Raw genomic sequence first — 26,971 nt, forward strand, 5'->3', positions numbered from 1 at the left:
GCATGAATTCCCAGACCACCAGTCCCGCGGCCGACAAGACGCTAGACGTGCTGCAAGCCCTGCTGGCGCTTGCCGGCGATATCCTGGAGACCGATCCGTCGAGGATCGACCCGGACGAGCCGCTCGGTCATCTCGGTTTCGACTCCGCTTCGCTAAAGCTGTTCGCGGCCCGGTTGTCGCAACGCTTCGGCACGCAGGTTGACACCGTCCTGCTGTTCACCTACCCGGCGCTCAGGCTGCTCAGCGACTACATCACCGAGCAGGGCCTCGAGACCATCGACCTGCAAGAGCCTGCGCCCGCCCGTGCCGAACAATCCAGCCGCAATGTCGCCTCTAACCGCGACATCGCCATCATCGGCATCGCCTGCCGGCTGCCGGGGGCCGCGACCAAGGAGGAATTCTGGCGCAACCAGACGGCGCGGCGCAACGCGATCCGCGAAATCCCAAAGCGGCGATGGGATTGGGGGACAGTGTTCGGTGACCCCTTGCGCGAGGCCGGACGCACCGATGTCAAATGGGGCGGCTTCATCGAGGGCGAAGACCAGTTCGCGCCGGAATTTTTCGGCATCTCCGTCTACGAAGCCGAATTCATGGATCCGCAGCACCGACTGTTCCTGAAGGCCGCGTGGGAAGCGATCTGGGACGCCGGTCATGATCCCGGCGCACTCGCCGGACGCCAGGTGGGCGTGTTTGCCGGCGTGCAATTCCAGGACTACCAGAAGCTGCTCGACGCCGACGGACTGCTGAGCGCGCAGGCCTGCACCGGCAACGCGCATGCCATGCTCGCCAACCGGGTATCGTTTATGCTCGATGTGCACGGGCCGAGCGAGGCGATCGACACGGCCTGTTCCAGCAGCCTGGTCGCCATCCATAATGCGGTCAGGGCAATACGGCTCGGCGAATGTGAGCTTGCCATAGCCGGCGGTGTCAACCTCTTGCTGACGCCCGACCTCTTCATCATGGGCCGCCAGCTCGGCGTGCTGTCCCCCACCGGGCAGTGCCGCACCTTCGACGCCGGCGCGGACGGCTATGTGCGGGGCGAAGGCGTCGGGGCGCTGCTTCTGAAGCCGCTCAACGATGCGATCCGTGACCGGGACCATATTCATGCGGTGATCAAGGGAACCGCGGTCAACCATGGCGGCAAGGCGGCGTCGCTGACCGCGCCCAACAGCCGGGCGCAGGCCGACCTGATGACGCGGGCGTTGAACGATGCAGGCCTGACGCCCGATGACATCGCCTATGTCGAGATGCATGGCACCGGTACCGAGCTTGGCGACCCGATCGAGGTTGAAGGCGTCAAAAGCGCTTTCCGCAAGCTGCGGGCCGAGCACGGTCTTTCGCCTTCGCCCTGCACCATCGGTTCGGTGAAGACGAATATCGGCCATCTCGAGCCGGCGGCCGGCGTCGCCGGCGTCATCAACGCTGCAATGGCGATCGCAAATCGGACCTTGCCCGGCCTTTCCAATTTCCGCGACCGAAACCCGCATATCCAGCTGGACGAGGGATTTGCGATCCAGGCGGAAACCGGCGCGTGGCCCGAAAAGCAAGCCCAGGGGCCGCTCGGCGCCCTGGTGAACTCGTTCGGCTTCGGTGGCGCGAACGCGTCGGCGGTGCTGCAGGAGCATCGGCCTGCAACACGTGCGTTTCAGGCCGCAGAGCTTGTCTATGTTCCCTTGAGCGCCGGGACGCCCGAGCAATTGCGAAGGTATGCCAGGGCGCTCGCCGATGCGATCGCCGTGCTGCCGCCGCAAGATGGCGCACTCACCATGCGCGACATTGCCTTCACGCTGCAAAGCCGCAACGAAGGGCGCGCCGAACGCGCGGTCGTGCGCGCCGCCTCGCTGGCGGGGCTGATCGAGGGACTTCAGGCAATCGCCGCCGGCGACGCGCTTCCCACAAGCGTCATCGTGGCCGGTTCGGGCCGTCCGGCAACCGGCTGTCCGGAGCATGTCATGCGGTGGCTTGACCACGGCCGGGCGCAATGGCCGGACATCTTAGGCGCGAGACGCTGCTCGCTGCCCATTCCTGCCTGGCCGGACAGGACTTGCTGGTTCAAGCCCAGAATGATCGATGCGCATTCGAACGAACTCCCGGCGCAGATGACCTATCTTGAGCCGTTCTGGCGAAAGGCCGAAACCGGCGCCGCGCGCAAGCTCGACGGCAAATGCATCTGGATTGTCGGACGCAGTGAGGAACAGACGGCAGATTTCGAAGCGCTGCTGCGTTCGACCTTGCCTGGCAAAGCGACTTTGATTACGTCGCTGATCGGACCCGGCAACGCGCCTCAGCCATCTCTCGCGACCTGGAACATCGCCGGCGACGAGCCCGACATTGTGGTGGTTCTACCGGCTTCCGTCGGAGAACGCGCCGGCGAACAAGATGAAACGGCTGTCCTCTTCAGCCTGGCGAAGACGCTGATGGAGCACGCCTTCAACAGCGAGGTCGACCTGTTCTTCCTGGCACGTGAGGATTTCGGCGTTTCGCCGGCGTTCGACGCCTTGCCAGCGCTGGCCAAATCCGCCTTTCTGGAAAACGAGCGCCTGCGGCTGCACACGCTGTTTGTCGGCAGCCGCGGCGACGGAGACTGGCGCACGCTTGCGGCGCGCGAGATCGCGCGCGATCCATCTGCGACACCGGCCACGATCCGTTTCGAAGGCGCGCGCGCGGTACGCGGCCTGCGCGAGATCAAGCTTGAGCAATCCGGCCGCGACCGCTGCTGGTTCGGAAAGGACGGCGTCTATTTGTTTGCAGGCGGCGCCGGCGAGCTGGGATATAGGCTGGCGGAAAGGCTGGTCGCGGAAATCGACGCGACATTCATCCTATGCGGGCGCTCGCCGCTCGGCGGGCAAGTCGCGCAGCGCCTCGAGGCGTTACGGCACAAGGCGGGCAGCCGCGTCGATTACATTCAGTGCGACATCGCCGATGCCCGGCAGACACGCGCCATGGTAGACGCGATCATGCAAGGCCACGGTCGTCTCGACGGCGTGGTGAACATGGTCACCGCCCATAACGACGCCTACCTTTTCCGCAAGAGCTGGGATGAGTTTGTGGCCGTCAGCGCTGCAAAGGTCGAGGGCACGGTCAACCTCGATCGGGCGACGGCGCATATCAGCGTCGACTTTTTCGTCGTGTTCTCGTCGCTGGCGTCGCTGGGTCTCGCCGGTGGCAGCGATTATGCTTATGGCTGTGCCTTCCAGAACGCCTTCACAGACTGGCGCGGCAGAGCCGTGGCGGCCGGGCAAAGACACGGCGCCAGCCACGCCATCAGCTGGTCGCGCTGGCAGTGGGACAAATACGTCACCGCTGGTTTCGACGACTGGTTCGCGTCGATAGGCTATGCGTTCCTCGACATCGATACCGGGCTCAACGCCTGGCGCGCGATGATGCAGAGCGCGGGTACTGAAATATTCGCCCTCAGTGGTTGGCCGGATCGCATCTTCGGCCACCTCGATATCGAGGCCGGACTGCTTCGTTCGACCCAGGCGGCGGACAAGACCAGGATAGTGAAGGATGTGCCGCGCGAACCTGACCCGAGGGACGCTGCCGTCACCCTGGCATCGGATCACACGAAGCGTGCCATGTCACCTCGGCAGAGCAGCGCCGCCGTGGCGCCGCTCGCCGGCGCGGCCGGCGGACTTCAAGATGTCCTGGCGGAAATCGTCCGCGACCTCCTCAAGTTGGACGCGCTCGATCCGCAGACCCCCTTCCCCAGCCTCGGCCTCGATTCCGTCATGGCAATCCGGCTGATCGTTCTAATCGAACAAAGGCTGTCGAAGCGTCTGACACCGAAGGAATTGCTGCAACATCCGTCGGTGGCCGCTTTGGCCGACTACATGCTTTCGGCCGAACCAGGGAGCGTAAATCCGGACCTCTCGCCTCCCGAGGAACTGGACGCCATCGCGACGTATCTGGCGTCGAGCCTGAAACGGATGCTGCGGACCGACGAGATCGCGGCCGACGCCAGGTTTGGGCAGCTCGGCGTGGATTCAATCATCGCCGTCAAGCTGGCCTCGGAGTTCGACAAGCGCTTTGCGATCGGCATCTCCCCGCGCTGGTTCATCGACTTTCCGTCCGTAGACCGCATGGCGCATGAGATCGAAAAACGTCGGTCCGTCAGGCAATGAGGCGCAAGGTAGTGCCACCCAAAGCCGATTGATGCCTCGACGGGTTCATTCGCCGGTCCGACTGGGTCTATAAAGGGCAACGCGCCGGTCCGGCGGCCAATCGCCGGTCAGGCACAACAGGAAGCGATCGGATGCCAGAACTGCCTTTTACATCGTCGAGCCCCGGGGTCTGGCGGGATGCGCCGTGGCATCGCTCCTGGTTGAAGAAACAGGCCGATATCCTGTTCGATCTTTTCGATTCGGTTGCCATAAATCCGCAGGGCGGGTTCTTCGATCTCGACCCGACGGGCAAGCCGCTGCCGGGCAGCGCCGTCAGGCAGATCCACACCACCGCACGAGCCGTCCATTGCTACGTCATCGCCAGCCTACTCGGCCGGCCCGGAAGCGACCGGATGATCGATCACGGCATGCGCTATCTCTGGCAGTCGCATCGCGATGCAGAGCATGGCGGCTATATGTGGTCGCTCGACGACGGGGGACCGAGGGACGCGAGCAAACAGGGCTACGGCCACGCCTTCGTGCTGCTAGCGGCATCGAGCGCCAAGTTGGTGGGCCATCCTTTGGCAGACCGCCTGCTGGCCGACGTGACGACAATTCTCAACGACCGTTTCTGGGAAGAACAGCATGGCGCCATAACGGAAGAGTTCGAGCGCGACTGGAGGCCCGTGCGCGGCTACCGCGGCCAGAATTCCAACATGCATCTGACCGAGGCGTTGATGGCGGCCTATGAGGCGACCGCCGATCAGGACTATCTGCACAAGGCGGAGCGCATCGCGGATCTGATCATCAACCGCCGTGCCCGAGAATGCGATTTTCGCGTCGCGGAGCATTTCGACGAGCAATGGACGATCGACCGCTTCTACAAGGCCGTCAACGAGATGTTTCGCCCGTCAGGGACAACACCCGGTCACTGGCTGGAATGGACCAGGCTGATCCTGCAATTATGGGTGCTGGGCGGCAAGAAACAGGATTGGATGCCGGAGGCTGCGGAGACGCTGTTCCGGCGCTCAGTGGAATTGGGATGGGACGAAGCCAAGGGCGGCTTCTTCTACACGCTGGACTGGGCCGACAAGCCGGCATTCCGGTTCAAGCCCTGGTGGCCGATCGCCGAGGCGGCGGGCGCGGCCTCCTTCCTGGTCGAGCACCGCCCGAGCGCCTTCCATGAAGAATGGTACCGGCGCATCTGGAACACCATCGCCGAGGCCTATATAGACCGCGAAAATGGCGGATGGTTTGAGGAGCTGGATGAGGGATTGCAGCCGGCGCATTCGCTGTTTGTCGGCAAGGCCGACTTGTACCACGCACTGCAGGCTTGCCTGATACCGCTCTATCCGGCGCAAGGGAGCCTAACGAACGTGATAAGCAAACGACATGACGCTCTCTCAACCAGGATTTCTTAGCGGGTACCGCAACTTGCTATGCCGATCAGGCCGAGCGCGATGAACTGCGTATCGAGTTGATCAGCAAAGAAGCCCTAAACCTTCGGCGATAGGCGAGTTTCTGACCGGAACAGCGTCCAGTTCTCGAGACATTGTCACGAAGGATGCCACGCTCTACAGGAAGCGCGGCCACCGCATGTCACGGACGCAAGGGCCACAGCGACGGTGCCCGCCAGAAAGATGCGGCCGGGACCCTGGTCGTCTTCGGTCGCAGCGCTAAGCGCAGCGGCAAAGACCTCGAGCGTGGGCAGAAGAATCCGAGCCTCGAATACCTTGCCCCGCGTGGCGAGACCAATCGTCGATATACGCTCGCCAGTCTGAGCCTGCAGCGGTCGATACCATTAGAATAATCACGCCGGAAAGCATCTGAAGCGCCAGATACCGATCCGGTTGCACGTCGACTGTCTGCTTGCAGGGCTAGTATGGGCTGCCGCAGGGGGGCCACCTGGCGCGCAAAGTTGGGGTTCACACAGCAAGCGGTCTTTTGGACCTATGACTCCTCTCAAAGCTGCGCGTCGGCAATATTTCGTACATGTTTCGTACATATATGTTGACGAGTCGGTGACCCTCAACGTAGCGTTGAACTGCTGGGCGGAACGCCTGTGCGCAACTCAATCTCACGGGAGGACTGCACGATGAATTTTCGAGCCCGATCTGTCGCCATTGGCCTGGCCTGCATCGCCTATGCCACGATTGTTGGATCCGTGCTGCCGGCCGCGGCGGAAACGACGAAGGAACGCGTATTGAGAGAGGGCAGGATCGTGATCGGCATCCACAACCGCTCGCCATGGGGCTACAAGCAGGAAGGAACCGGCGAGTTGCTCGGCTGGCATCCGGACCTGCTCAGAGCTGCGTTCGCCGACCTCGGCGTCAAGCGGGTCGATTTCCAGGTCACCGAGTTCGGCGCGTTGATCCCTGGCTTGATGGCCGGGCGTTTCGATGCCGTGGCGTCCGGCTTGTCGATAACGCCGCCGCGATGCCAGCAGGTCGCCTTCGGCGCTCCCGACCTGAGGCAGGACGACGCGGCGATCGTACTCGCCGGCAACCCCAAGGCGATCCATAGCTATGCGGATCTTGCCAAGAAATCCGACTCCATCATGGGCGGCGGCCGCGGCAGCAACGTCATCCAGAACGCCATCGCCGAGGGCGTCCCTCAGGATCGTATCCTGCAGTTTCCCGACATCGAGACCAACCTCGCGGCCCTGCGCGCCGGCCGCATCGACGCCGCGGTATTTTCTTCCCCGACGGTGATCGGGATGCTGGCCGGCAAAAAGAGCCCCGATCTGGAACGCGCCAACCCATTCACGACCGACGAGAAGTCGATCAGCTACGTCGCGATCGCGTTCAGGAAGGATGATGGTGACCTGCGCGACGTTTACAATCAAGGGCTGGCCAAGGTCATGTCCAACGGCACGATTGCCACCATCATGGCGAAGTACGGATTTGGCCCCACGGAAAACGTGCCGCCGGGATTGACGACCTCGCAGTTGTGCGGAGCCGCCAACTGACCCGATCAGCAGCAAAAGCCGTCCAGCATCAACACGACTGGGTGGCTCGCCGCGCGAGCTCGCGCGGCGGCCTCTGTGCCCCGACAGGCTCTCACATCACTGTCGTTCAGGATCGCTGGACGGCGAGATGTCTTCGGGGATTTCTTGCCGCAAGCTCGGCCCCTTGGCCAGGCGCCTGCCAAGCGCGGAAATGAACGCTTCATAGCGCTCGCTTGCCTTTGCGCGCGCTGCCTGGGCCATCGGCTCCGGCAACGCCGGCGTGGTGGCCAGCCAGAAGCGAATGAATACCGCGTGCGTTTCAACCGAGATGCCGACATCGCGCTCCAACCGCGCGATCCGGCGGTCGATCCGGTCGAGACGCCTGGAGATCGCCGCCTCGAGTTGCGTGTCGGCATCCGGAGAGAGGAAGGAGGCGATCGCCGCTTCAGCGATGAGCGACTGCGAGCGATCGCGCCGGGCGGCATATTCGACCAGCAATGCCATCACGGCAGGGTCGAGATACACGGAAATTTGGACCTTTTTCTTGCTTCTCGTCACGACCGTCAAAGCTCCATGCCGTCGTCCGGGTCGAGCGCGATCTGACGCGCCATGCCCCGCACAAGGCGAGTTATCCGGCTGCTGCTCGCGGCGAGATCATCCGCCTCGTCAGGCGCTTCGATCTCGAACTCGTTGACGGGCGGCAGCTCCGCCGCGGCCGGGAGAAGAGGATTGAGCTCGGGCTGACGTCGCAATTCGGACTCGGTCGATTCCTCCTGGACTTTCGTTACGGCAGTTGCGGCAGCCATACCCGGTGGCGGGAGCGGCAACGCAAGTGCTGTCCAATCGTCTGGCTCCGGCTCGGCTCGAGCCGTGACAGCCGGTGGCGGCAGAATGCGCTCCCGCAACCGCGGGTCTTCGAAATAGCGCGCCTTCTTCGCCCGGATCGGCGGCGTGCCCGCCAGCATGACGATCTCGTCGCCTGCCGGCAACTGCATGATCTCGCCGGGCGTCAGCAACGGCCGCGCCGTCTCCGAGCGCGAAACCATGAGATGACCGAGCCAGGGCGAGAGCCGGTGACCGGCATAGTTCTTCATCGCCTTCAGCTCGGTTGCCGTGCCCAGGGCATCGGAAACACGCTTGGCGGTACGCTCGTCATTGGTCGCGAAGCTGACGCGTACATGGCAGTTGTCCAGAATAGAATTGTTCGGCCCGTAGGCCTTCTCGATCTGGTTGAGGGACTGCGCGATCAGGAAACTTTTCAAGCCATAGCCGGCCATGAAAGCGAGCGCGGATTCGAAGAAGTCGAGCCGTCCGAGCGCTGGAAACTCGTCAAGCATCAGAAGCAATCGATGGCGATCCGCCCTCGCCTGCAGATCCTCGGTCAGACGGCGGCCGATCTGGTTGAGGATGAGACGGATCAGCGGCTTGGTGCGACTGATGTCGGAGGGTGGAACAACGAGATAGAGCGTTGCCGGACGACGATCGGCGACCAGGTCGGCGATGCGCCAGCCGCATGCGCGCGTCACCTCCGCCACCACCGGATCGCGATAGAGCCCAAGAAAGGACATCGCGGTCGAGAGCACGCCGGAGCGTTCGTTGTCGGACTTGTTCAACAACTCACGGGCGGCGCTGGCGATGACGGGATGCGGACCGCCCTCCCCCAGATGCGGCGTCGTCATCATCGCGGCCAAGGTCGATTCGATCGGCCGCTTCGGATCGGACAGGAATGCCGCTACGCCGGCAAGCGTCTTGTCCGGTCCGGCATAGAGCACATGCAGGATCGCGCCGACCAGGAGCGCGTGACTCGTCTTTTCCCAGTGGTTGCGCCGTTCAAGCGAGCCTTCGGGGTCGACCAGGATGTCGGCGATGTTTTGCACGTCGCGGACTTCCCATTCACCGCGGCGGACCTCGAGCAAAGGGTTGTAAGCGTCCGACCTGGCATTGGTCGGATCAAACAGCAGCACCCGGCCGTGGCGGGCGCGGAAGCTGGCGGTCAGACCCCAGTTCTCGCCCTTGATGTCATGGACGATCGCCGAGCCAGGCCAGGTCAGCAGCGACGGCACAACAAGGCCGACACCCTTTCCCGAACGCGTCGGCGCAAAGCAAAGCACATGCTCGGGCCCGTCGTGGCGCAGATAGTGATTTCCATAGCGCCCCAGCACCACGCCGTCGGGGGCAAGCAGGCCTGCCGCCTGCACCTCGCTCCTGTCGGCCCAGCGCGCGGAGCCATAGGTCGCGACCTTCGTCGCCTCGCGGGCACGCCACAGCGACATGCCGATCGCCACGGCGATCGCGATGAAGCCGCCCGAGGCAGCAATGAAGCCGCCGCGCACGAAGATGCCGGGCGCGTAGGCATCGTAGAAATACCACCACCAGAAGATGGCAGGCGGATAATAGACTGGCACGCCGCCGATGACGAACCAAGGCGTCCCCAGCCGCTCCTGATAGCCCAACTGCCAAGCCGACCATTGCGTCGATCCCCAGATCGCGAGGAGCACGATGAGGAAGACCACGACAATCTGTCCCCAAAGGACTTTCGTTCCCGACATTCGTTTCTCCTCGTGCCGAGAGGTCAGCAAGGTTGATGCGAGATTCAACAGCCGGCCCACGCCGATCGTGTCGCGTCGCGTTCCCGGCAAGGAAAACAGGCGATCGGCACTCAGGCTCGATCCCCCTTAAAAGCGCCTTCACAAGCCGAGGCCGGGCTTGCGGCCGAAACTCCAATCGGCGCCGCCGTCGCCGCGAACGACCCCGGAGACGTGATTGCCGAGATGTCGCTCCAGCGAAGGCGTCCAGGGCACGAGCTGAAATCCGAGACCATCATCGATCATGGCGAAACGGCCGGATGCAAGCGCAAAGCGCTGACTGTAGGTGCCCGAAACCAATTCGCCTTTTCCGGCACGGTTGAATGGCTGGCCGGTCTGGGCCGCGAGCCTGCTCGCGAGCACGTCGAGTTCCCTTCGGCGGAGCGTATCGATCAAGTTTCCGGCAAAGACGGTCCCGCCCGGCCGCCGCTCCGCCAACCCCAGTCCGACCAGGTGCTCGGTGCGCCGATCAAGCGCCTGGCGCACCTCGGCGCCGAAGCCGCCATCGGAAAGCGCCGCCGCAGGACGGGCAAGCGCCTGCCGGTCGAGCCAGGTCGCCCCCTCCGCAACCACCTGTCCGTCGATGTCGAAATCGGAGCGCACGGCAAGCGCCAGCCGCCGGTGTCCCTGGGCGTCCTCGAATTTGCGCAGTTCGACGACCGCGCCTGGCGCCCCGTCACCCGTCGCCTCGAGATCGGCAAGCCGGACGTGATGACAACGTCCGTCGACGCCATCGATGACCGCATAGGCCGTGCCCCTGAGTTCGTCATCCAGTCCGCGCTCGACCAGTCGGCCGATAATCGTCTCGCCAATGGTCTCCGCGGCCAGCACATAGCTGGCGCTCGCGCGTTCGATGTCGCGGACCGAGAATGCGCGATGCATGCGTTTGATGATATCGGCGCGCTCACCCATCTGGCGCAGCGTCGCCTCGGCTCTGTCGCTGAGGATCCACTGGCCGGGACCGAGTTGCTCGGCGAGGCCGAGCGTTTCCAGCCTGCGCAGCCGCCCGATCTTTGGCGCGATGAATTCGTCAGGCTGGCGATCGGCACGCGGCGCGAGATCGATGACGCCGCCATCGCGTGCGTCTCGAAGCAACTGGCGGTCGAGCCCGGTCCACCGCTCGGCCCCGACCTGGCGCTCGACATGCCGGCGGATCTCAAGATCCGACCGGGGGCCAAGCTCCTGCGTGACGAGCTCGCTGGCGCGATCGCGCATGCCGCGGCTGATATAGTCGCGCGAGATCGCCAGGTCCTGGCCGTCATCAGCCCGGCCGCGCAGGATGACGTGGACATGCGGATTGTCGGTGTTCCAATGATCGACGGCGATCCAGTCGAGCGTCGTGCCCAGATCCTTCCGCATTCGACCCATGAGATCACGGGTGAAGGATTTCAGGTCGGACATCTCGACGGCATCCTCCGGCGAGACGATGAAGCGGAAATGATGCCGGTCGTCCTTGCAGCGCCTGACGAAATCCGGGATCGACACATCGTCGACCTCCGGTCCGAACATGCGGGCTTTCGCGCCGTCCCGCGTAACCCCCTCGCGGCGCAGATAGTTGAGGTGGGTCGCCAGCGGCGCGCCACGTTTCGAATGGCGAACCACGCGGGTCTTGATCGTGGCGAGGCGGGAGCGGCTGGTGAGGAAGCGATTGGCCTGAAGGCTCGCTGCCCTGCCCCGCCCGAACCGCGAACTGTTGCCTCTCCCGATCCGGCCTGAGCGCGACACGCTGCCGCCGGCTTTTTGCGCCGCCGCAAGCGCCTGGGCGATGAAGGGCCGCGACGATTGGGCTCGCGTCGAGCGAATGCGGCCCGGACGGACGCGGAACTCGTGCTCATCGGACACGGCACCCGTCCTCACCCTGCCATTTGCACGGACAATACAATAATTTGCATGCTCTCAGCACATTGCGCGAAGACGAAGCAATGTGCGGTAAGCGGCAAAAAACCCAGCAAATGCAACCAACCGACCGCAGCACAATGTGCGCCCTTTTATCTTGCCATCCCTCGGTTGCTGCCTCTTGCCCCGTGCGCCTCAAACGCTGCGACGTCCAAGGGGACGACGGGGCGTGGTTTGACGGAGACTTCGTCATCGCTGCGATGTCCGGAGGTCGGACCCAGGGAACAGTTCGCGACGCTGCGAACTGACCGCGAAAAGGTTGCGCACCGACGGTGACGAGGAGACCTCGACGGAAGCGTCTTCGCTGGACGAAAGACCGGAAGCGGCCATGGACCCGGACCGCACTATGAACAGGGGCGCGACCTTCCAGATGACGGCCTTCGCATGACCGGCGGTGAGCGCGCCGGGTGCATCACCGCCGCCCCAGAAAGGGCGGAGCATCGCAACATAGGCCCGGGTCTCAGCCGGCAGTGGGCGGCCCCTCAAGGAGGCTTCGTAGCGCCCCGGCCCCGCATTGTACGCGGCCAGGAAGCCTGGTGAACCGTATCGATCATACAGCTCGCGAAGATAGGCGGTGCCGGCAAGGATGTTGTCGTGTGGATCATAGGGATCGTGGCCGAGTTGATGACGAAGGCGCAGCTCGGCCCAGGTTCCGGGCATGATCTGCATCAGACCCACTGCACCCTTTCGCGACACGGCGCGTGGGTCGCGGGCGCTCTCCAGGTGCATGACCGCCCGTATCCAGAGCTGAGGAAAGCGGAAGCGATGCGCCGCCTCGGCGATATGCGCGGCATAAGGATCATCCGCCGATTTGCGCGAGACCGGCGCGGATTGTGCGACGGCCCCCGTCATCGCGTGACAGAAAATCAGCATGCCAGCGACAAGCCAACGTGCTTCCCTGCGACCAGGCAACCAACCGACGCGGCGGCTTTCGTCCGCACATTTCGGCGTCGATGACCCACTCATCGAGCACGCTCCGGACGCGATTTCGGCCGGATCCAGCGCAGCGACCAGGACCCATTGTCGGATCGCACGAGGCTGGCGCGAAAGCGCCGGTTAAACAGCGGATCCTCCAATCGGCACGACAGATAGTCGCCAGCCGTCTGTCCGGTTTCCTTCCAGGCCGCGCCGACCTCGGGGCCGCTGCCATCGCCGATATGGATACGAAAATCCGGCGCTTTGCCGTCGGATGTTTTGGTGGGGAGGAGCACCAGTTCGGCATCCACGAGCAGCGTTCGCATGCGCCCGCGGTACCCAGATTCAGTTTTGTGAAAGACGCCGATCTCGGCCATGGACTATCTCCTTCGTCTTGTTGGCTGGGCTGAATTTCAGTTCGCAGGAGCGAGCCAGGTGTAGTGGCCATCGCCGCTCTCGTCGGTCCAAAGCGGCATCGCACGTCCGACGATCGAACCCACCGGGAACGGGCCGAAGTAGCGGCCGTCGAGACTGTCCTGGACCTGCCGGTTCATGACGAAGATTTCGGCGGCGGCGATGATGCGGCAGCCCTGCCAGTCAGGCAGCGCGCGTCCCTTGCGGTCGCGCTTCAGTGCGGTGCCGATCATGATCCCGTCGATCATGACGATGCCAGCAACGCGACAAACCTCGTGTCCAGGAAGCCCTTCGATGTGCTTCAGCATCGGCACGCCGAGCGGAAGGTAATCGCGCTCGGCGGCAAACCGAGCGACGCTCTCTGGCGGTTCGATGACGGCGAGCGCGCCTGCCGTTGGAACGGCCATTCTCCGGATCGCATAGAGGCCGAGGGGCGCGCTGGCCGATGCGTTCCATACGAGCAGCGGCGGCATGTCCACGGCAGCGGGAGCGACCGTCGCGACGACGGCCGCGAGCGTTGCGGCCATGCAAGCGGCGCGGCTCATGAGGTCGCTCGCTTGCGCAACAGAAAGGCCCGATGCTGCTCGAGCGAATAGGCACAGGGCGTTTTGCCGGCAACCAGTCGGTTGTGGGTCTGACGCCAATAGTCAGGGGCGGAGTCGGCCGGATCGAGGCCGATCGCCTCGATCGCATCGATCAGCTGGAGAACCCGCTCGACCTTGTCCCAACCTGCGATCTTGAGCAGGATCTCGCCGCCTGGCCGGACATAGGGCAGCGTCTGATAAGGTTCGGCAGGCAAGACGGCGCGCACGATGTCGATGCGCGAAACGATGGTGCCAAAGTCGTTCGCCGCCCAGCGGACGAACGCAAAGACACTGCCCGGCGCAAATCCGATGACGCGGCGCCGCTTGTCGAGGATCGTTTCATGCGCAGGTCGTCCGAAGCGGATGCGATGCTCGATCCGCTTCTCGATCCAGATCAGCTCGACCACAGTGAGATCGCCGCGCGCAGTCGATTGAGGAGACCGCGTCATTCGCCGTCTCCACCGCGTCGGCCGACAAGTCGCGGCTTCTCCTCCCCGCCGCCAGTCCGCGGCTTCTCCGCATAAATGTTAGATTGGGAGTTAGACTCAAAGTTAGGAGCGCGATTTGCCGTTTCGGACCCGTCCCTTAAGGCCGCTCGCGGTTCCCGAAAGCACGATGGTGCGGTTCCCGATGGCACGATGGTGCGGGTTCCCGATGGCACGATCCTGTCAACAGGCCTTGGCGCCGGTTCGAAAGCCAACAACACACGCCCGCTGGCTTCCACCTCCGTGAAGAGAAGATACCCCGGCAAAGGCTGGCGGCGCACGATGTCACGCAGCTCGAAGGCGAAGCGCTTGAGCGGCGAGAGACTGCCGGACTTCCGATGCAGGTGCCGGATGTCGAAACGCCAGCCGGCGCGCTGGCGTCCGCCATGCTTGCGCACCAGCCGATAGAGCCAACGCTCCAGACCGCCCGTCAGCCCGAAATAGGCGCGGTCTATGGTCAGGATTAGTGCGTCATCCATGACGGCTCGGTAGAACCAATCGGGCAGGATCATTTCGACGCCAAGCGGGCGACCGTTTCGACCGCAGCGCTCCTGCCATTCATTGATCCACGAGAAGCGATGTCGGCGGCCCTCGGCCGGCTGGCGAATGGAGGTGACGACGCTTGTCGACTGCAGGCGATCGAGCGCCGCCTTGAGGCGCTGGTAGTCTCGCTTCGAGACGCCGCGGCCGATGAAGGTAAGCATCTCATATGGCGTCGCGGCCATCAGGCGGGATGTGCGCAATCCGGCGTCCCGAGCGTTGACGATCTGGCTCGCCGCCCAGATCAGGATATCGGCGTCCCAGATCGTCGCCATGCCGTGATCGGGCATCGCTTCGACACGGATCGCCACATCGCCAGCGTGAAAGTCGATCGGCGCGATGCGCCTGGATTTGGCGAGGGAGAAGAAGGGATAGGCCATGAGGTCCTGCGCATCGCGTGGCGCCACGACGCCCGGCAGCGCCTGGAACAGGTCGAGCTGTTCGCGCTCCAATGGTGGGCGTGGTCGTGCCGACATGGGGAAGATCGGCGGGCTCAGCGCCTTTCGCGTCCGGCATAGGGGATCAGGCGGGCGGCCTGAGGCTTGGCGGGCAGCAGCGAGCCATGCGGATCGGACGTCGATGTCATCGCGCCGCGCTGGACCCAGACCTGGAGGTCGTCGACGGCGTAGACGACACGGCCGCCGAGTTTGCGATAGGCGGGCCCTGTGCCGTAGGTGCGATGTTTCTCAAGTGTGCGCGCCGAGAGACTGAGGAAATGCGCGGCTTCAGAGGTGCGCAGGTAGCGCGGCGGCAATGGCGCGGCGTCGGTGTTCATGAGGTGTCTCCTTCCGGCCGTTGCGGTTGAACGGCGATCGATGGCCAGGATGGAGGAGCAAGGGCACCATGATCAGGTGCGCAATTGAGAGGCGCTATTTCGCACCGCTAAGAGGCCTTCGGGAGTGGCGCCGACGCGTGCTGCAATATCGCCGCGCGCGACCATCTTCACGCAGGCGCGCATCATCAACGTAGCTGATGACAGAAAGCCCGGGCATGGCAGCCCGCGGAGAGCTTTCGCGTCATTAGGAGACGCCCCGCCCGGTACCGGGCGGGGCGTCTGCCAATTCACTCGCCGTTGCGGCGGCTGGGGCGGGACCAGATCAGGCTGTGGCCCTCGCCTTCCTCGTCGGCGAAGAGGTTGGCGTAGATCGGAGCGGTGAAGCTCGGATCGTCTAGCTTGAGGCCGAGATAATCGCGACCCTCGTTGGAGCGCTTGGACCAGGCGGCGCCGATCTCGGCCTTGCCGACCACGACACGGTGGCTTGGGGCGTTCTCGCCGCTGGCCCGGGTATCGGGGACGATGCGCACGCCCTTGGCCTGGACGCTGAGAGTGACGATCTCGCCGGTGAACTCGTTCGCATTGGTCATCTTGAAGATGCCGATGGTAGCCATTTTCAGTCTCCGTTCTTCGTTTGCGAGCCCGCACCATGCGGCCTCGATGGCGATCGTGAGGCCGGAGGCGACCGCCGCCGCATCGCTTGCGACCGCAGCACAGCGGAGGATGGCGCAGGCGCGCGTTTCTTGGTTCCGCGAGGAATGGGCTTGCCCAGGGGAAGAAACGCGCGCCGCGCCATTGCGGCATAGGCGATCGAGGCTTCAGCCGCCCTTCGGCCAGATCAGCCCGTTCGAGAGGTCGTTGGTGCGCTCGGCGAAATGGCCGACGGAGGCAATGGCGGCATGCGGGATCAACAAAGATTAAGCGGATTGCTTCGCCAGCGGATTTCCTGACACGGACTCGGCAAGCACTGCATCGAAGCCTCTTTCCCTCCAGTGCCAAGCGCACGCAAACTTTGAGCGGCTTACTGCTCGGATCGAGATGCCTTCGCCCGCGCGGCAGCGTCGACGGGTCGTGCTACGGGCGCAAGGCCATTTGGATCGCCCTTCCCGCAGATCTATCATGACGTTTGCCGGACACTTTGGGAATCGGCGGCGAAAGACGCGTTTTGATGCTACCTTTTTTCGTCGCGCGGCATTGTCTGAATGTCTCATTAGGGGCCGATTTCGGTCAGGCAGGTTTCGGCGCCAGCGTGGCGGAAGCGGACGTTCGAGTCGACATGCGTTTCGTCTCTATCTGGTTCATGACTGACGTTTAGTGCTGTCAGCTTTTGACCGACGCCTCGAAATGATGCGGAAGGAGGTTTAGAATACACCCCAAAGTAGGGCAGCCCGATTGATCACCTGCCCAATAAGTTCTTCTCGACTGTCTTGAGGTGCCCGAGCATCGCCATCTTCGCGCCTTCCGGATCGCGGTGTAACAACGCTTCCAAAATCGCCTGATGTTCTCGGCAATACACCTGACGCCGTTCCTCCGAGAATGAGCGCCTCTTCATTTCGAACCAGGGTGACTGGTTACGAATGGCGCGCATGAGATTGTGAATCTCTTTGAGGAAATCATTACGGCAGCACGCAAACACCCGATGATGGAATTCGGCGTCCCAATGCTCGAAATCTGGCATGTCCTGGGCCTCGCGTGCTGTCTGATGGGCTTCGCGAACCGCGTTCAGTTCCGCAGCACTTGCGTTGGTCGCGGCAAAGGCTGCCGCTGCTGGTTCGAGCAACTGCCTGATCTCCATCATGTCAGCCGGGCTGGTGCCTTCCATTCGTGCGACCATTGATGCGATTGACGTGGGGTTCGTCGCGGTCAGAAAGGTGCCCCGCCCGACATGCCGCACGACTGTTCCGTCGTCCTCCAAGAAGCCGACAGCTCGGCGCACCGTGTTGCGCGCGACGCCGAATTCGGCGGCAAGGTCACGCTCGGGCGGCATGCGACCGTCCTCAATCCACTCGCCGGAGGAAATCCGCTTCTTGAGCATTGTGGCGATATCGTTGGCGACGAGCTTCGGCATTCGATGATGGCTTTTACCTGATCCAATGTTGGACCAATGTTATCGATTGATTGCCATTCGGTCCAGTGCCCAGACACGGGATTGTTTTGTTGAGTGGTGAGCAGAAACCCTCTTGCAGCGTGAACCAATCGGCGGTAGCGTGTAACGAAAGAGCCGGTATTGGTTCAGAAAAGGTTCAGGGAGGAATCGAATGCGGGTCGCGACATTTTCGATCGCCGGCGAACGTCGCGTAGGCCTTGTCGATCTTGATGCCCAGACCGTCGCACCATTCGATTTCGCCGTCGATCAGGCGAGGAACGGCATCCTGGCGCTAATCGAGCGAAACGACGCCGGTGTGCCGCGCACGCTTTCGGCCATTCCGCTGCCGCAGGTCGATATTGAAGCCCCCATCCCCTTGCCTTCGCGAAACATCTTCTGCGTTGGCAAGAACTATCACGAACATGCGCACGAGTTTGCCCGCAGTGGTTTCGATTCCAGCGCCGGCGCTGGAGCGATACCCAAACACCCGATCATCTTTTCCAAAGTGCCTGAATCGGTCGTGGCCAACCATGCCGATGTGTTGATCGACTCCTCGGTCTCGACGGCCATCGATTACGAGGCGGAGCTGGCCGTCATCATCGGCAAGGGCGGGCGCGGCATCTCCAGGGAAGATGCGCTCGACCATGTCTGGGGCTACACCATCGTCAACGACGTCACGGCGCGCGACCTGCAGGGCAAATACAGCCAGTGGCTGATCGGCAAATCGCAGGACACGTTCTGTCCGATGGGGCCTTGGGCTGTGACCCGGGACGAACTCGATCTGGCGACCACCGGCATCCGCTGTTTCGTCAACGAGGACCTGCGCCAGAATTCGCAGATATCGCTGCTCATCTTCGACATCCCGACCATCATCGCCACGCTGTCGCAAGGCATCACGCTGAAGCCAGGCGACATCATCGCCACAGGCACGCCGGTCGGCGTCGGCATCGGTTTTGATCCGCCGAAATACCTCAAGGCCGGTGACGTCGTGCGCATCGAGATCGATGGCATCGGTACGCTGGAAAACCGCTTTGTGGAGCATACTCGATGACCACGGTGACAGTTGGTCATATCGTCGCCGAGGTGGTCGGCGAAGGCCCTGCCGTGGTGATGATCCACGGCCTTGGCGGCACGTCGAACATGTTCCAGCCGCAGATGGCGGCGCTGTCGGGCTATCGCGTCATCCGGCTCGACCTGCCGGGTTCGGGCCGTTCGCCGCGGCCGATCGAACCGCTCACCGTTGAAGGGATGAGCGAGGCGGTCATCCGCGCCATGGCCGGCATGGGTGCCACCTCTGCGCATTTCGTCGGCCATTCCATGGGCACCATCGTTTGCCAGCATATCGCGGCGACGCAAACTTCGCTTGTCGCCTCTCTGGCGCTGTTTGGTGCATTGGCCGAGCCCGCAGAAGCGACACGGCAAGGCCTCGCCAAACGCGCGCAACTGGCACGCTCGGGCGGCATTGCCGATATCGCCGACCAGATCGTCGCCAACGCGATTTCGGCGCATACGAGGGAAACCTCGCCGGCCGCCGTCGCCTTTGTGCGGGAATCGATCACGCGCCAGGACCCGGAATCCTATGCCCGTACCTGCGAGGCGCTGGCCAAGGCGACCGCTGTCGACGCACGCCGCATAGCAGCGCCGACGCTGCTCGTCACCGGCGACGCAGACACCGTCAATCCACCCGGTGTCGGACAGGCGCTTGCCGACAAGATCAAGGGCGCCGTATTCTCGTCACTGGATCGGTGCGGACACTGGGCGACGGTGGAAAACCCGCGCGAAAGCAGCCAGAAACTGGCCGATTTTTTGAGACGGGTTGATAGGTGAGAATTTCCGATCGAGCGTAGACTTATGCGCTCGGCAAGTTGGGAGGCTTGTGATGGCAGACGACAGCTGGAACGGCAACGGTTCGGGCGGCACGCTGTTCACCAACGTGCGCGTGCTCGACGCCACGGGTGAATATCCCTACACCGGCGAGGTGCTGGTGCAGGGCAACCGTATCAAGCAGATCACCAAGGGCTCGTCGCGCTACGGTTCGTCCTCGTCGTCCTCGTCCTACAATGGCGGTGCAACCGTGATCGACGGCATGGGCGCGACGCTGATGCCGGGCATGATCGACGCGCATCTGCATCTGTCGTGGAACAATGCGCCAGGCATCGACCCCATCCAGATGATGGAGGTCGAGGAGCATATGCTGGTCACGATGGAGATGGCCAAGCTGGTGCTCGATGCCGGCTTCACCGCTGGCCGGGGTGCCGCCGCCGCCAAGCCGCGCCTTGACGTGGTCGCCAAGAAATTCATCAACCAGGGCCGCTTCCCCGGACCGCGCTATCTCGCCGCCGGACCCGAGATCACCACGGTCGGCGGTCTCGGCGATTCCTCGCCCTCGCACATTCCGCATGAGGGTCTGAACCTCGGCCTGGTCGTCTCCGGCCCGGAGGAAATCCGCCGTACCGTGCGCCAGCTGATCAAATACGGCGTCGATTCCATCAAGCTGAACCTGTCGGGGGAAAGCATCACCGGCATGGGCGCCGAGGAGACGCCGATGTCGGAGGAAGAGGTCGCCATGGCCGCTTCCGAGGCGCGCTGCCGTAACAAGGTGCTGTCGGCGCATGCGCGCTCGTCCGGCTCGGTCAAGCAGTGTGTCCGCCATGGCATCCAGAACATCTACCATGCCTCCTTCGCCGATGAGGAAGCGCTCGACATGCTCGAGGCTGTCAAGGACAAGCACTTTGTCGCGCCCGGCATCGCCTGGCTGATCAACACCGCGCGCTATGCCGAGCAATGGGGCATCAAACCGGGCTCACCGCTGTCGCTCGAATATGAGCGCGAACTCGAAATGTGCGTCGACACGATGAAGAAGATGCACCGGCGCGGCATTCGTGTCTGCATTGGTGGCGACTACGGCTTTGCCTGGACGCCGCAAGGCACCAACGCCAAGGACATCCAGACCTTCGTCGAGATGCTCGGCTTCTCGCCGATGGAAGCGATCCAGGCCGGCACCAAATATGGCGGCCAGATAATGAACATGGGCGACGAGCTCGGCATGATCAAGGAAGGCTACCTCGCCGACGTGCTGCTGGTTGACGGCGATCCGATCTCCGACGTGCGCATCCTGCAGGACAGGAACCGCATCCTTGCCATCATGAAAGACGGCAAGTTTCACAAGGCGCCGCGTTTGAACGAGCAGCGCCGGCGGCTGACCGCATGAGTCTGCTCGACCGGCCATCCTCGCCGTCCCAGCTGTCCTCGCCGTCGATAGCGAATGGCGGGATGACGCATGGGCAGATCTGGGGTGTGGCCGGCCTGCTTGCCGCCGCCGTGCTGGCATGGCTGGTCTTCGCCGTCTGGCCGGATTGGCTGAACGCCATCCTGATCTCGAAGAAGGCCTTCGTCAGCGCCATCCTCAATGGCATCACGCTGGCCGGCCTGTATTTCCTGGTCGCCAGCGGCTTCACGCTGATTTTTGGGCTGATGCGCAACGTCAATCTCGCGCATGGCTCGCTCTATCTGCTCGGCGCCTATATCGGCTACGAGGTCACCAGCCGAACCGGGTACTGGCTGCTTGGCGTCGCCGCTGGTTTCGCCGCCCTTGCGGTGGTTGGCCTCGTGATGCAGGTTTTTGTGTTTCGCCGCCTCGAGGGCGACGATCTCCGGCAGACTCTGGTCTCGATCGGCATCTCGATCGTTGCCGCCGACCTGATGCTGGCTGTGTGGGCCGGCGGCACCTATCAGATCACCACGCCGGAGTGGCTCGATGGCGCGCTGACATTGCCCGTGATCACCGCCGTGCGCTCGAATGGCGCCTCGGTGTTCCTCACCTATCCGCTCTACCGCGTCGTTGTCCTGGCGGCGGCGATCGTCATCGGCGTCGGGCTCTGGCTGATGCTGCACAAGACCCGCGTCGGCATGATGATCCGCGCCGGCGTTGACGACCGCGCCATGCTGCAGGCATCCGGCGTCAACGTGCATGCCGTGTTTGCCATCGTCTTTGCCGTTGGCGCGGGCCTCGCCGGCTTTGCCGGCGTCGTCGGCGGTTCGGCTCTGTCCGTCGCGCCGGGTGAAGATGTTCGTTATCTCCTGGCCTCGCTGGTCGTGGTCATCGTCGGCGGCATGGGCTCGATCACGGGTGCCGCCATCGGCGCGCTGCTGATCGGTCTCGCCGAACAGATCGGCCTTGTCTACTTCCCGACCTACGGCGTCGTGCTCACCTTCGTCATCATGGTGGTGACGCTGGCGATCCGGCCGCAAGGCATCATGGGGAAGGCCCGATGAGCCTGGCCATCGCTCCCGTTGGCGCGACCCCGCAACAGAATTGGCTGGAGAAGCTTGGCGCCAGCCACATCATCCTAGCCGTCGCACTGGTGCTCTATCCGCTGGTGGCCTCGGATTTCTTCCTGACGCAGATCGGCGGCTATTCCTTGATCTTCGGCATGATCGGCCTGTCGTTGATGCTGCTTGCCGGCTATGGCGGCATGGTCAGCCTGGCACAGATCACGGTTGCCGGCATATCGGCCTATGCCATCGCCATCCTGGGCAACAACAACTCCAACATTCTCGGCTTCGGCTGGCCGTGGTGGCTGGCCGTGCCGTTCGCGGTCGCGACGGCGGCCCTGGCATCGGCGCTGATCGGCTGGATCTCGGTGCGCACCGAGGGCATCTACACCATCATGATCACGCTGGCGATCGCCACCGCGACCTTCTATTTCGCGCAGCAGAACTACGCCATCTTCAACGGCCATTCCGGGTATGCCGGCATCCGCGCGCCGGCCTTCTGGAGCATCAACTGGCGCGACCCCAAGCCTTTCTACTATCTCTGCCTTGGCCTCGCGGTGCTGTCCTATGGAGCGGTGCTCTACGGCTCGCGCTCGACCTTCGGCATGACCTTGCAGGCGATCCGCGATAACCCCCGGCGCATGTGGGCGCTTGGTTACCACGTCACCGCGCACAAGGTCTTAGCTTGGCTGCTGGCCGGAATAATTGCCGGGCTGGCGGGTGTTCTGCTGGTCTGGTTCAACGGCCGCGTTTCGCCCGGCACCATCGGCGTCGATGCCGCGATCGACGTTTTGATCATCGCCGTCATTGGTGGCCTGCGTCATCCGATCGGGCCGTTTCTGGGCGCGGTCGTCGTCGTCCTGATGCAGACCTTCGCCATCGACATCGTTGGCGCCGAGCGTTTCAACACGCTGATCGGCATGGTGTTCCTGGTGATCGTCTTTGTCTCACCAGATGGAATTCTTGGGTTGTGGGGGAGGATCAAGCCACATCTTGCCCAGGAGTCCTTGCGTCCCGGGCCATGAGTGCCGGGGCGGATGAACCACTGCAAACGAAATCAAAAGGGAGGAAAATCATGAGGATGCATAGACGTACGTTGCTGGCGCTCGCGGTGTTCACCGGGCTGACCGCCCCATCGATGGCGCTCGCCGCCGACGACAGCATCAAGATCGGCCTGCTTGCCACGTTCGAGGGGCCGTTCACGGTGCTCGGCGAGGATGGCGAACGCGGTGCGATGACCGCGGTCGAAGAGGTGAAGGGCATGGTCGCCGGCAAGAAGATCGAGATCGTCAAGGGCTCGTCCGACGCCTCGCCCGACAGCGCGGTGCGTGCCGCGCGCAAGCTGGTCGAACAGGATGGTGTCAAGGTCCTGATCGGCCCGCTTTCGGGTGACGAGGGCCTGGCCGTCAAGGACTACGCCAAGACCCAGCCCGGCGTGACCTTCCTGAACGGCGCTTCGGCCGCGCAGGACACCACCTTCCGCAATCCTGCGCCGAACTTCTTCCGCTTCGGAACCGACGGTGCGCAATGGATGGCGGGCCTTGGCACCTACGCTTTCAAAGAAAAGGGCTACAAGAACGTCGCCACCGTCGCCGAGGATTATTCCTTCCCCTACACGCAGGTGTTCGGCTTCATGGCCGAATTCTGCAAGGCCGGCGGCCATGTGCCGTCGAAGTCCTGGGTGCCGATCGGCAACAAGGACTTCTCCTCCGTCATCGCGGCCATTCCCGACAATGTCGATGCGATCTATGTCGCGCTTGGCGGCGCGGACGCGGTCAACTTCCTGACGCAGTACCAGCAGTCCGGCGGCGCGGCTCCGCTGATCGGCGGTTCGATCACCGTCGACCAGACGGTGCTGACCTCGAAGGGAAAGCTGAAGGATGTGCTGAAGGGCACGCCTTCGGCAGGCCCAACCGCCGACACCAACGACTCTCCCGCCTGGAAGACCTTTGTCGATGCCTATAAGAAGCAGCCGGGTGCGTTCCCGTCGCCTTCGCTGTTCGCGCACGCCTATTACATCAACATGAAGGCGGCACTGCTTGGGCTCGACAAGGTTGGCGGCGATGTGTCCGACGGCGGAACCAAGCTGCGCGACACGCTGTCGACGCTGTCCTTCGAAACGCCGACCGGCAAGGTGTCGCTCGACAAGAACCGCAACGCCATCGCCGACATCTTCCTGACCGAAGTGACGGAAGGCGCTGACGGCACGCTGCTCAACAAGCTGATCAAGGTCGTGCCGCAGGTGAACCAGACGCTCGGCATTCCCGAGGACGAGTTCACCAAGCTTGGCGCGGTCAGCCGCGACAATCCAAGCTGTCCGTGATCGCGCTTTCGAGTAGCCGCCAGTGACCGAAAGCCTCGTTGCGAATCGCCTCCAGAGCTCCGGCGCCTATGCGCTGGAGCTCGATGGCGTGGCGCGGCATTTCGGGGCGCTGGTGGCGCTCTCGGGCATTAATATGAGGATCGCGGCCGGCGAACGGCGCGCGGTACTCGGTTCCAATGGCGCCGGCAAGACGACATTGTTCAACGCCGTCAGCGGCGACTTCATGCCGACGTCGGGGCGCATCCGTTTCTTCGGCGAGGACATCACGGATCTGCCGCCGCATGAGCGCATCCGGCGCGGCCTGCGGCGCACCTATCAGATATCGCAGCTGTTCAAGGGCCTGTCGGTCCTCGATTCGATTTTCCTCGCCTGCCGCGGCGTCTCGCGCCGGCGCTTTTCGCTGCTGCGCCCGGCCATATCTGACGTCAACATGGTGCAGACTGAATCGATCCTCAACGCCGTGCATCTGGAAGCCTATCGCGACACGCTGGTGGCGACGCTGAGCCATGGCCAGCAGCGCCAACTGGAGATCGCGCTGGCGCTCGCCGGTGCACCGCGCTTCATCCTGTTCGACGAGCCGGCAGCGGGTCTGTCGCCAACCGAACGCCGCGACCTCGTCGCCATCCTGAACGCGCTGCCTAAACACATCGGCTACATCATCATCGAGCACGATCTCGATGTGGCGCTGCGCGTCTCGGAATATGTCTCGATGATGCACAATGGCCGCCTGTTCAAGGAAGGCACGCCGCGAGAGATCGAAGCCGATCCGGAAGTCCAGGAGATCTATCTCGGAGGCAAGCATGGCTGAGCGCCAGGCCTCGTCCCCTAAAACCGTCAGGGCGATCCTCCGGATAGACGACCTGCAGGTCTTCTACGGCGAAAGCCATGCGCTGCAGGGCGTTTCGCTGACGCTGGAAGGCGGTGTGCTGTCGGTGGTCGGCCGCAATGGCATGGGCAAATCGACGCTCTGCAACACCATTGTCGGCCTGAGACGGGCGAAGTCCGGTTCGATCCGTGTCGATGGCCGTGAGATCACATCGCTCGAGCCGCACGAAATCCATCGTCTCGGCGTCGGCTATGTGCCGCAAGGGCGCCGGGTCTGGCCGAGCCTGACGGTCGACGAGCATCTGCGTCTCGCGGCCGGCAACAGCCGCGATGCCAGTTGGACGGTCGAGCGCGTCTACCAGACGTTTCCACGCCTGGCCGAACGCCGAGGCAATGGCGGCTCGCAATTGTCGGGCGGCGAACAGCAGATGCTGGCCATCTCGCGCGCCTTGCTCAGCAATCCCAAATTGCTGGTCATGGACGAGCCGACCGAAGGCCTGGCGCCTGTTGTCGTCGACCAGGTCGAACGGATGCTCGTCGAGCTCGCCGCCGAGGGCGAGATGGCAATCCTCGTCATCGAACAGAATATCGGCGTGGCCACAGCGGTGTCGAACCAGGTCGCTATCATGGTCAATGGCCGCGTCAACCGGTTGATGGAAGCAAAGGCGCTTGCCGCCGATCGCGAGCTGCAGCAGCGGCTGCTCGGCGTCGGCCGCCATGCCGAAGACGCACCCGTCACGCCGGTGGAGTCCGCGCAGGCCAAGGAACAACTGGCCGAAGTCTATCGCATCGACCGGACGGCCAACGGCTGGGCCGAGCCGGAGCCTCGCAATGGCGTCTATCGCCCGGTCACCGAATTGCCCAATCGCTGGAATGTGCCGGTCACTGAATTGCGGCAAGCGGCGGTCGAGAAGGCAGCACCGCAAGACGAGCTGAAGACGGTCTTCTCCATCCCCTTCGCCGAGCGTTTTGGCAGGACCGTTCTGGTCGTCGGCACCTTCGACACCAAAGGCAAAGAATTGCGGTTTGTCGCCGACCGGCTGAAGTCGCTCGGCATCTCGGTTCGCACCGTCGATCTGTCGACGTCGGGCAAACCGACAAGCGCCGATGTGCCGGCGATGCAGGTGGCCGGCATGCACGCGCGGGGATCGTCGGCCGTCTTCACCAACGATCGCGGCGGCTCGGTCAGCGCCATGGCCGACGCCTTCGCGCGCTGGATCGAGCGCGAGCCTCGTATCGGCGGGGTCATCTCGGCAGGCGGTTCCGGCGGCACCACGCTGGCGACGGCGGGCATGCGCGTGCTGCCGGTCGGCATCCCCAAGCTGATGGTCTCGACGGTGGCTGCCGGTGACGTCGGCAAATATGTCGGCGGCGCCGACATCATGATGTTTCACTCGGTCGCCGATGTGCAGGGGTTGAATTCGATCACCGAGCAGGTGCTGTCCAATGCCGCGCACGCCATGGCCGGCATGGTCGCGCAACTGCCCAACGCCGAAGCGTGGGAAGCCAGGCGCAAGCTGGCACGCCCGGCCGTCGGCATCACCATGTTCGGCGTCACCACGCCTCTGGTGCAAGCGGTGACGAAACGACTTGAAGCGGATTATGACTGCCTCGTCTTCCACGCCACCGGCATAGGCGGGCGAGCTATGGAAAACCTTGGCGACTCGCGGCTGATTTCGGCCTTCCTCGACCTCACCACCACGGAGGTGGCCGACATGATTGTCGGTGGCGTCTTCCCTGCAACCCAGGATCGTTTCGGCGCGGCGATCCGCACCGGGCTACCCTATGTCGGCTCCACTGGCGCGCTCGACATGGTCAATTTCGGGCCGCGCGACAGCGCGCCCGAGAAATTCCGCAACCGCAAATTCGTCATCCATAATCCCAATGTCACCTTGATGCGCACCACGCGCGACGAGAACCGGGCATTCGGCAAATGGATCGGCGCGCGGCTCAACGCCATGAACGGCCCGGTTCGCTTCCTGCTGCCTGAAGGCGGCGTTTCGATGCTCGATGCGCCAGGCCAGCCCTTTCACGACCCGGAAGCCGACAATGCTTTGTTCGAGGCGATCGAGAAGACGGTCCGCCAGACGCCACAACGTCATGTCGAGCGGGTACGGGCCAACATCAATGACACGCTTTTCGTCGATGCGGTGATCTCCGCGTTCCACGCGATCACGCCGAAGCTGCAGAGGCGGGCATGAGGAATTGGACTTCGCCG

22 protein-coding genes are annotated in these 26,971 nt (G+C 63.5%); 11 read left to right on the forward strand and 11 right to left on the reverse strand.

Annotated elements, in window-relative coordinates; translation table 11 throughout:
• Positions 1-2 precede the first annotated feature (2 nt).
• From LB524_RS23655 to ehuB, 3 genes are all read left to right on the forward strand, one after another.
• On the forward strand, positions 3-4,124 hold the full coding sequence (locus LB524_RS23655; protein WP_224530649.1) for an SDR family NAD(P)-dependent oxidoreductase: 4,122 nt from the start codon (positions 3-5) through the stop codon (positions 4,122-4,124).
• A 131-nt stretch (positions 4,125-4,255) separates the two neighbouring features.
• Positions 4,256-5,524 (forward strand): AGE family epimerase/isomerase, encoded by a 1,269-nt coding sequence (locus tag LB524_RS23660; protein WP_224530654.1) that lies wholly within the window; start codon positions 4,256-4,258, stop codon positions 5,522-5,524.
• A 674-nt stretch (positions 5,525-6,198) separates the two neighbouring features.
• On the forward strand, positions 6,199-7,071 hold the full coding sequence (gene ehuB / locus LB524_RS23665; protein WP_140789489.1) for an ectoine/hydroxyectoine ABC transporter substrate-binding protein EhuB: 873 nt from the start codon (positions 6,199-6,201) through the stop codon (positions 7,069-7,071).
• 96 nt (positions 7,072-7,167) lie between these two features.
• Here the strand turns inward: ehuB and LB524_RS23670 are convergent, their stop codons facing one another.
• The 11 genes from LB524_RS23670 to LB524_RS23720 form a co-directional block, all read right to left on the reverse strand.
• Positions 7,168-7,608, reverse strand: a complete 441-nt coding sequence (locus LB524_RS23670) for a CopG family transcriptional regulator (protein WP_140789491.1) — start codon at positions 7,606-7,608, stop codon at positions 7,168-7,170.
• A gap of 5 nt (positions 7,609-7,613) precedes the next feature.
• Positions 7,614-9,599 carry a conjugal transfer protein TraG gene (locus LB524_RS23675; protein ID WP_224530656.1) on the reverse strand — a complete coding sequence of 662 codons (1,986 nt, stop codon included), beginning with the start codon at positions 9,597-9,599 and terminating at the stop codon, positions 7,614-7,616.
• Positions 9,600-9,737: 138 nt separating this feature from the next.
• The gene (locus tag LB524_RS23680) at positions 9,738-11,477 is read right to left on the reverse strand and encodes a relaxase/mobilization nuclease domain-containing protein (protein WP_224530659.1); all 1,740 of its coding nucleotides are present in this window, start codon (positions 11,475-11,477) and stop codon (positions 9,738-9,740) included.
• A gap of 243 nt (positions 11,478-11,720) precedes the next feature.
• Positions 11,721-12,404 carry a lytic transglycosylase domain-containing protein gene (locus tag LB524_RS23685; protein WP_140789499.1) on the reverse strand — a complete coding sequence of 228 codons (684 nt, stop codon included), beginning with the start codon at positions 12,402-12,404 and terminating at the stop codon, positions 11,721-11,723.
• A gap of 89 nt (positions 12,405-12,493) precedes the next feature.
• Positions 12,494-12,823, reverse strand: a complete 330-nt coding sequence (locus LB524_RS23690) for a DUF736 domain-containing protein (RefSeq protein WP_140789501.1) — start codon at positions 12,821-12,823, stop codon at positions 12,494-12,496.
• A 36-nt stretch (positions 12,824-12,859) separates the two neighbouring features.
• Positions 12,860-13,405, reverse strand: a complete 546-nt coding sequence (locus LB524_RS23695) for a S26 family signal peptidase (RefSeq protein WP_140789503.1) — start codon at positions 13,403-13,405, stop codon at positions 12,860-12,862.
• The gene (locus LB524_RS23700) at positions 13,402-13,893 is read right to left on the reverse strand and encodes a DUF2840 domain-containing protein (RefSeq protein ID WP_140789505.1); all 492 of its coding nucleotides are present in this window, start codon (positions 13,891-13,893) and stop codon (positions 13,402-13,404) included. Before LB524_RS23700 ends, LB524_RS23695 begins: the two co-directional genes overlap by 4 nt.
• Positions 13,890-14,945, reverse strand: coding sequence for a replication initiator protein A (locus tag LB524_RS23705; protein WP_140789507.1), 1,056 nt, complete (start codon positions 14,943-14,945; stop codon positions 13,890-13,892). The genes LB524_RS23700 and LB524_RS23705 overlap by 4 nt, the downstream gene beginning before the upstream one ends.
• Positions 14,946-14,962: 17 nt before the next feature.
• Positions 14,963-15,244 (reverse strand): helix-turn-helix transcriptional regulator, encoded by a 282-nt coding sequence (locus LB524_RS23710; RefSeq protein ID WP_140789509.1) that lies wholly within the window; start codon positions 15,242-15,244, stop codon positions 14,963-14,965.
• 287 nt (positions 15,245-15,531) lie between these two features.
• On the reverse strand, positions 15,532-15,858 hold the full coding sequence (locus LB524_RS23715) for a DUF736 domain-containing protein (protein WP_224530662.1): 327 nt from the start codon (positions 15,856-15,858) through the stop codon (positions 15,532-15,534).
• 782 nt (positions 15,859-16,640) lie between these two features.
• Positions 16,641-17,312 carry a FadR/GntR family transcriptional regulator gene (locus LB524_RS23720; protein WP_140793419.1) on the reverse strand — a complete coding sequence of 224 codons (672 nt, stop codon included), beginning with the start codon at positions 17,310-17,312 and terminating at the stop codon, positions 16,641-16,643.
• Between the two features lie 190 nt (positions 17,313-17,502).
• Between LB524_RS23720 and LB524_RS23725 the strand changes: the two genes are divergently transcribed.
• The 8 genes from LB524_RS23725 (at position 17,503) to LB524_RS23760 (ending at position 26,954) form a co-directional block, all read left to right on the forward strand.
• The gene (locus LB524_RS23725) at positions 17,503-18,381 is read left to right on the forward strand and encodes a fumarylacetoacetate hydrolase family protein (protein ID WP_140620278.1); all 879 of its coding nucleotides are present in this window, start codon (positions 17,503-17,505) and stop codon (positions 18,379-18,381) included.
• Positions 18,378-19,157, forward strand: a complete 780-nt coding sequence (locus tag LB524_RS23730; protein ID WP_140793417.1) for an alpha/beta fold hydrolase — start codon at positions 18,378-18,380, stop codon at positions 19,155-19,157. Before LB524_RS23725 ends, LB524_RS23730 begins: the two co-directional genes overlap by 4 nt.
• A 52-nt stretch (positions 19,158-19,209) precedes the next feature.
• Positions 19,210-20,541 carry a metal-dependent hydrolase family protein gene (locus LB524_RS23735; protein WP_140793415.1) on the forward strand — a complete coding sequence of 444 codons (1,332 nt, stop codon included), beginning with the start codon at positions 19,210-19,212 and terminating at the stop codon, positions 20,539-20,541.
• A gap of 62 nt (positions 20,542-20,603) precedes the next feature.
• Positions 20,604-21,605, forward strand: coding sequence for a branched-chain amino acid ABC transporter permease (locus LB524_RS23740; protein ID WP_181171508.1), 1,002 nt, complete (start codon positions 20,604-20,606; stop codon positions 21,603-21,605).
• Positions 21,602-22,630: a branched-chain amino acid ABC transporter permease gene (locus LB524_RS23745; RefSeq protein ID WP_140793410.1), complete on the forward strand. Its 1,029-nt coding sequence runs from the start codon at positions 21,602-21,604 to the stop codon at positions 22,628-22,630. Before LB524_RS23740 ends, LB524_RS23745 begins: the two co-directional genes overlap by 4 nt.
• A 50-nt stretch (positions 22,631-22,680) precedes the next feature.
• Positions 22,681-23,928, forward strand: a complete 1,248-nt coding sequence (locus LB524_RS23750) for an ABC transporter substrate-binding protein (RefSeq protein WP_140793408.1) — start codon at positions 22,681-22,683, stop codon at positions 23,926-23,928.
• A gap of 22 nt (positions 23,929-23,950) precedes the next feature.
• Positions 23,951-24,736 carry an ABC transporter ATP-binding protein gene (locus LB524_RS23755; RefSeq protein ID WP_140793406.1) on the forward strand — a complete coding sequence of 262 codons (786 nt, stop codon included), beginning with the start codon at positions 23,951-23,953 and terminating at the stop codon, positions 24,734-24,736.
• Complete coding sequence (locus tag LB524_RS23760; protein WP_224530665.1) at positions 24,729-26,954, forward strand: ABC transporter permease; 2,226 nt, start codon at positions 24,729-24,731, stop codon at positions 26,952-26,954. The genes LB524_RS23755 and LB524_RS23760 overlap by 8 nt, the downstream gene beginning before the upstream one ends.
• Positions 26,955-26,971 lie beyond the last annotated feature (17 nt).

The organism is Mesorhizobium sp. ESP6-5 (assembly GCF_020164695.1).
GTDB classification, from domain to species: domain Bacteria; phylum Pseudomonadota; class Alphaproteobacteria; order Rhizobiales; family Rhizobiaceae; genus Mesorhizobium; species Mesorhizobium australicum.

Coding starts and splice junctions, on each gene's coding strand:
- LB524_RS23750 (WP_140793408.1), top strand. CDS start 22,681: ATGAGGATGCATAGACGTACGTTGCTGGCGCTCGCGGTGTTCACCGGG.
- LB524_RS23740 (WP_181171508.1), top strand. CDS start 20,604: ATGACGCATGGGCAGATCTGGGGTGTGGCCGGCCTGCTTGCCGCCGCC.
- LB524_RS23705 (WP_140789507.1), bottom strand. CDS start 14,945: ATGTCGGCACGACCACGCCCACCATTGGAGCGCGAACAGCTCGACCTG.
- LB524_RS23725 (WP_140620278.1), top strand. CDS start 17,503: ATGCGGGTCGCGACATTTTCGATCGCCGGCGAACGTCGCGTAGGCCTT.
- LB524_RS23745 (WP_140793410.1), top strand. CDS start 21,602: ATGAGCCTGGCCATCGCTCCCGTTGGCGCGACCCCGCAACAGAATTGG.
- ehuB (WP_140789489.1), top strand. CDS start 6,199: ATGAATTTTCGAGCCCGATCTGTCGCCATTGGCCTGGCCTGCATCGCC.
- LB524_RS23730 (WP_140793417.1), top strand. CDS start 18,378: ATGACCACGGTGACAGTTGGTCATATCGTCGCCGAGGTGGTCGGCGAA.
- LB524_RS23720 (WP_140793419.1), bottom strand. CDS start 17,312: ATGCCGAAGCTCGTCGCCAACGATATCGCCACAATGCTCAAGAAGCGG.
- LB524_RS23710 (WP_140789509.1), bottom strand. CDS start 15,244: ATGAACACCGACGCCGCGCCATTGCCGCCGCGCTACCTGCGCACCTCT.
- LB524_RS23760 (WP_224530665.1), top strand. CDS start 24,729: ATGGCTGAGCGCCAGGCCTCGTCCCCTAAAACCGTCAGGGCGATCCTC.
- LB524_RS23700 (WP_140789505.1), bottom strand. CDS start 13,893: ATGACGCGGTCTCCTCAATCGACTGCGCGCGGCGATCTCACTGTGGTC.
- LB524_RS23685 (WP_140789499.1), bottom strand. CDS start 12,404: ATGCTGATTTTCTGTCACGCGATGACGGGGGCCGTCGCACAATCCGCG.
- LB524_RS23660 (WP_224530654.1), top strand. CDS start 4,256: ATGCCAGAACTGCCTTTTACATCGTCGAGCCCCGGGGTCTGGCGGGAT.
- LB524_RS23695 (WP_140789503.1), bottom strand. CDS start 13,405: ATGAGCCGCGCCGCTTGCATGGCCGCAACGCTCGCGGCCGTCGTCGCG.
- LB524_RS23655 (WP_224530649.1), top strand. CDS start 3: ATGAATTCCCAGACCACCAGTCCCGCGGCCGACAAGACGCTAGACGTG.
- LB524_RS23735 (WP_140793415.1), top strand. CDS start 19,210: ATGGCAGACGACAGCTGGAACGGCAACGGTTCGGGCGGCACGCTGTTC.
- LB524_RS23690 (WP_140789501.1), bottom strand. CDS start 12,823: ATGGCCGAGATCGGCGTCTTTCACAAAACTGAATCTGGGTACCGCGGG.
- LB524_RS23675 (WP_224530656.1), bottom strand. CDS start 9,599: ATGTCGGGAACGAAAGTCCTTTGGGGACAGATTGTCGTGGTCTTCCTC.
- LB524_RS23715 (WP_224530662.1), bottom strand. CDS start 15,858: ATGGCTACCATCGGCATCTTCAAGATGACCAATGCGAACGAGTTCACC.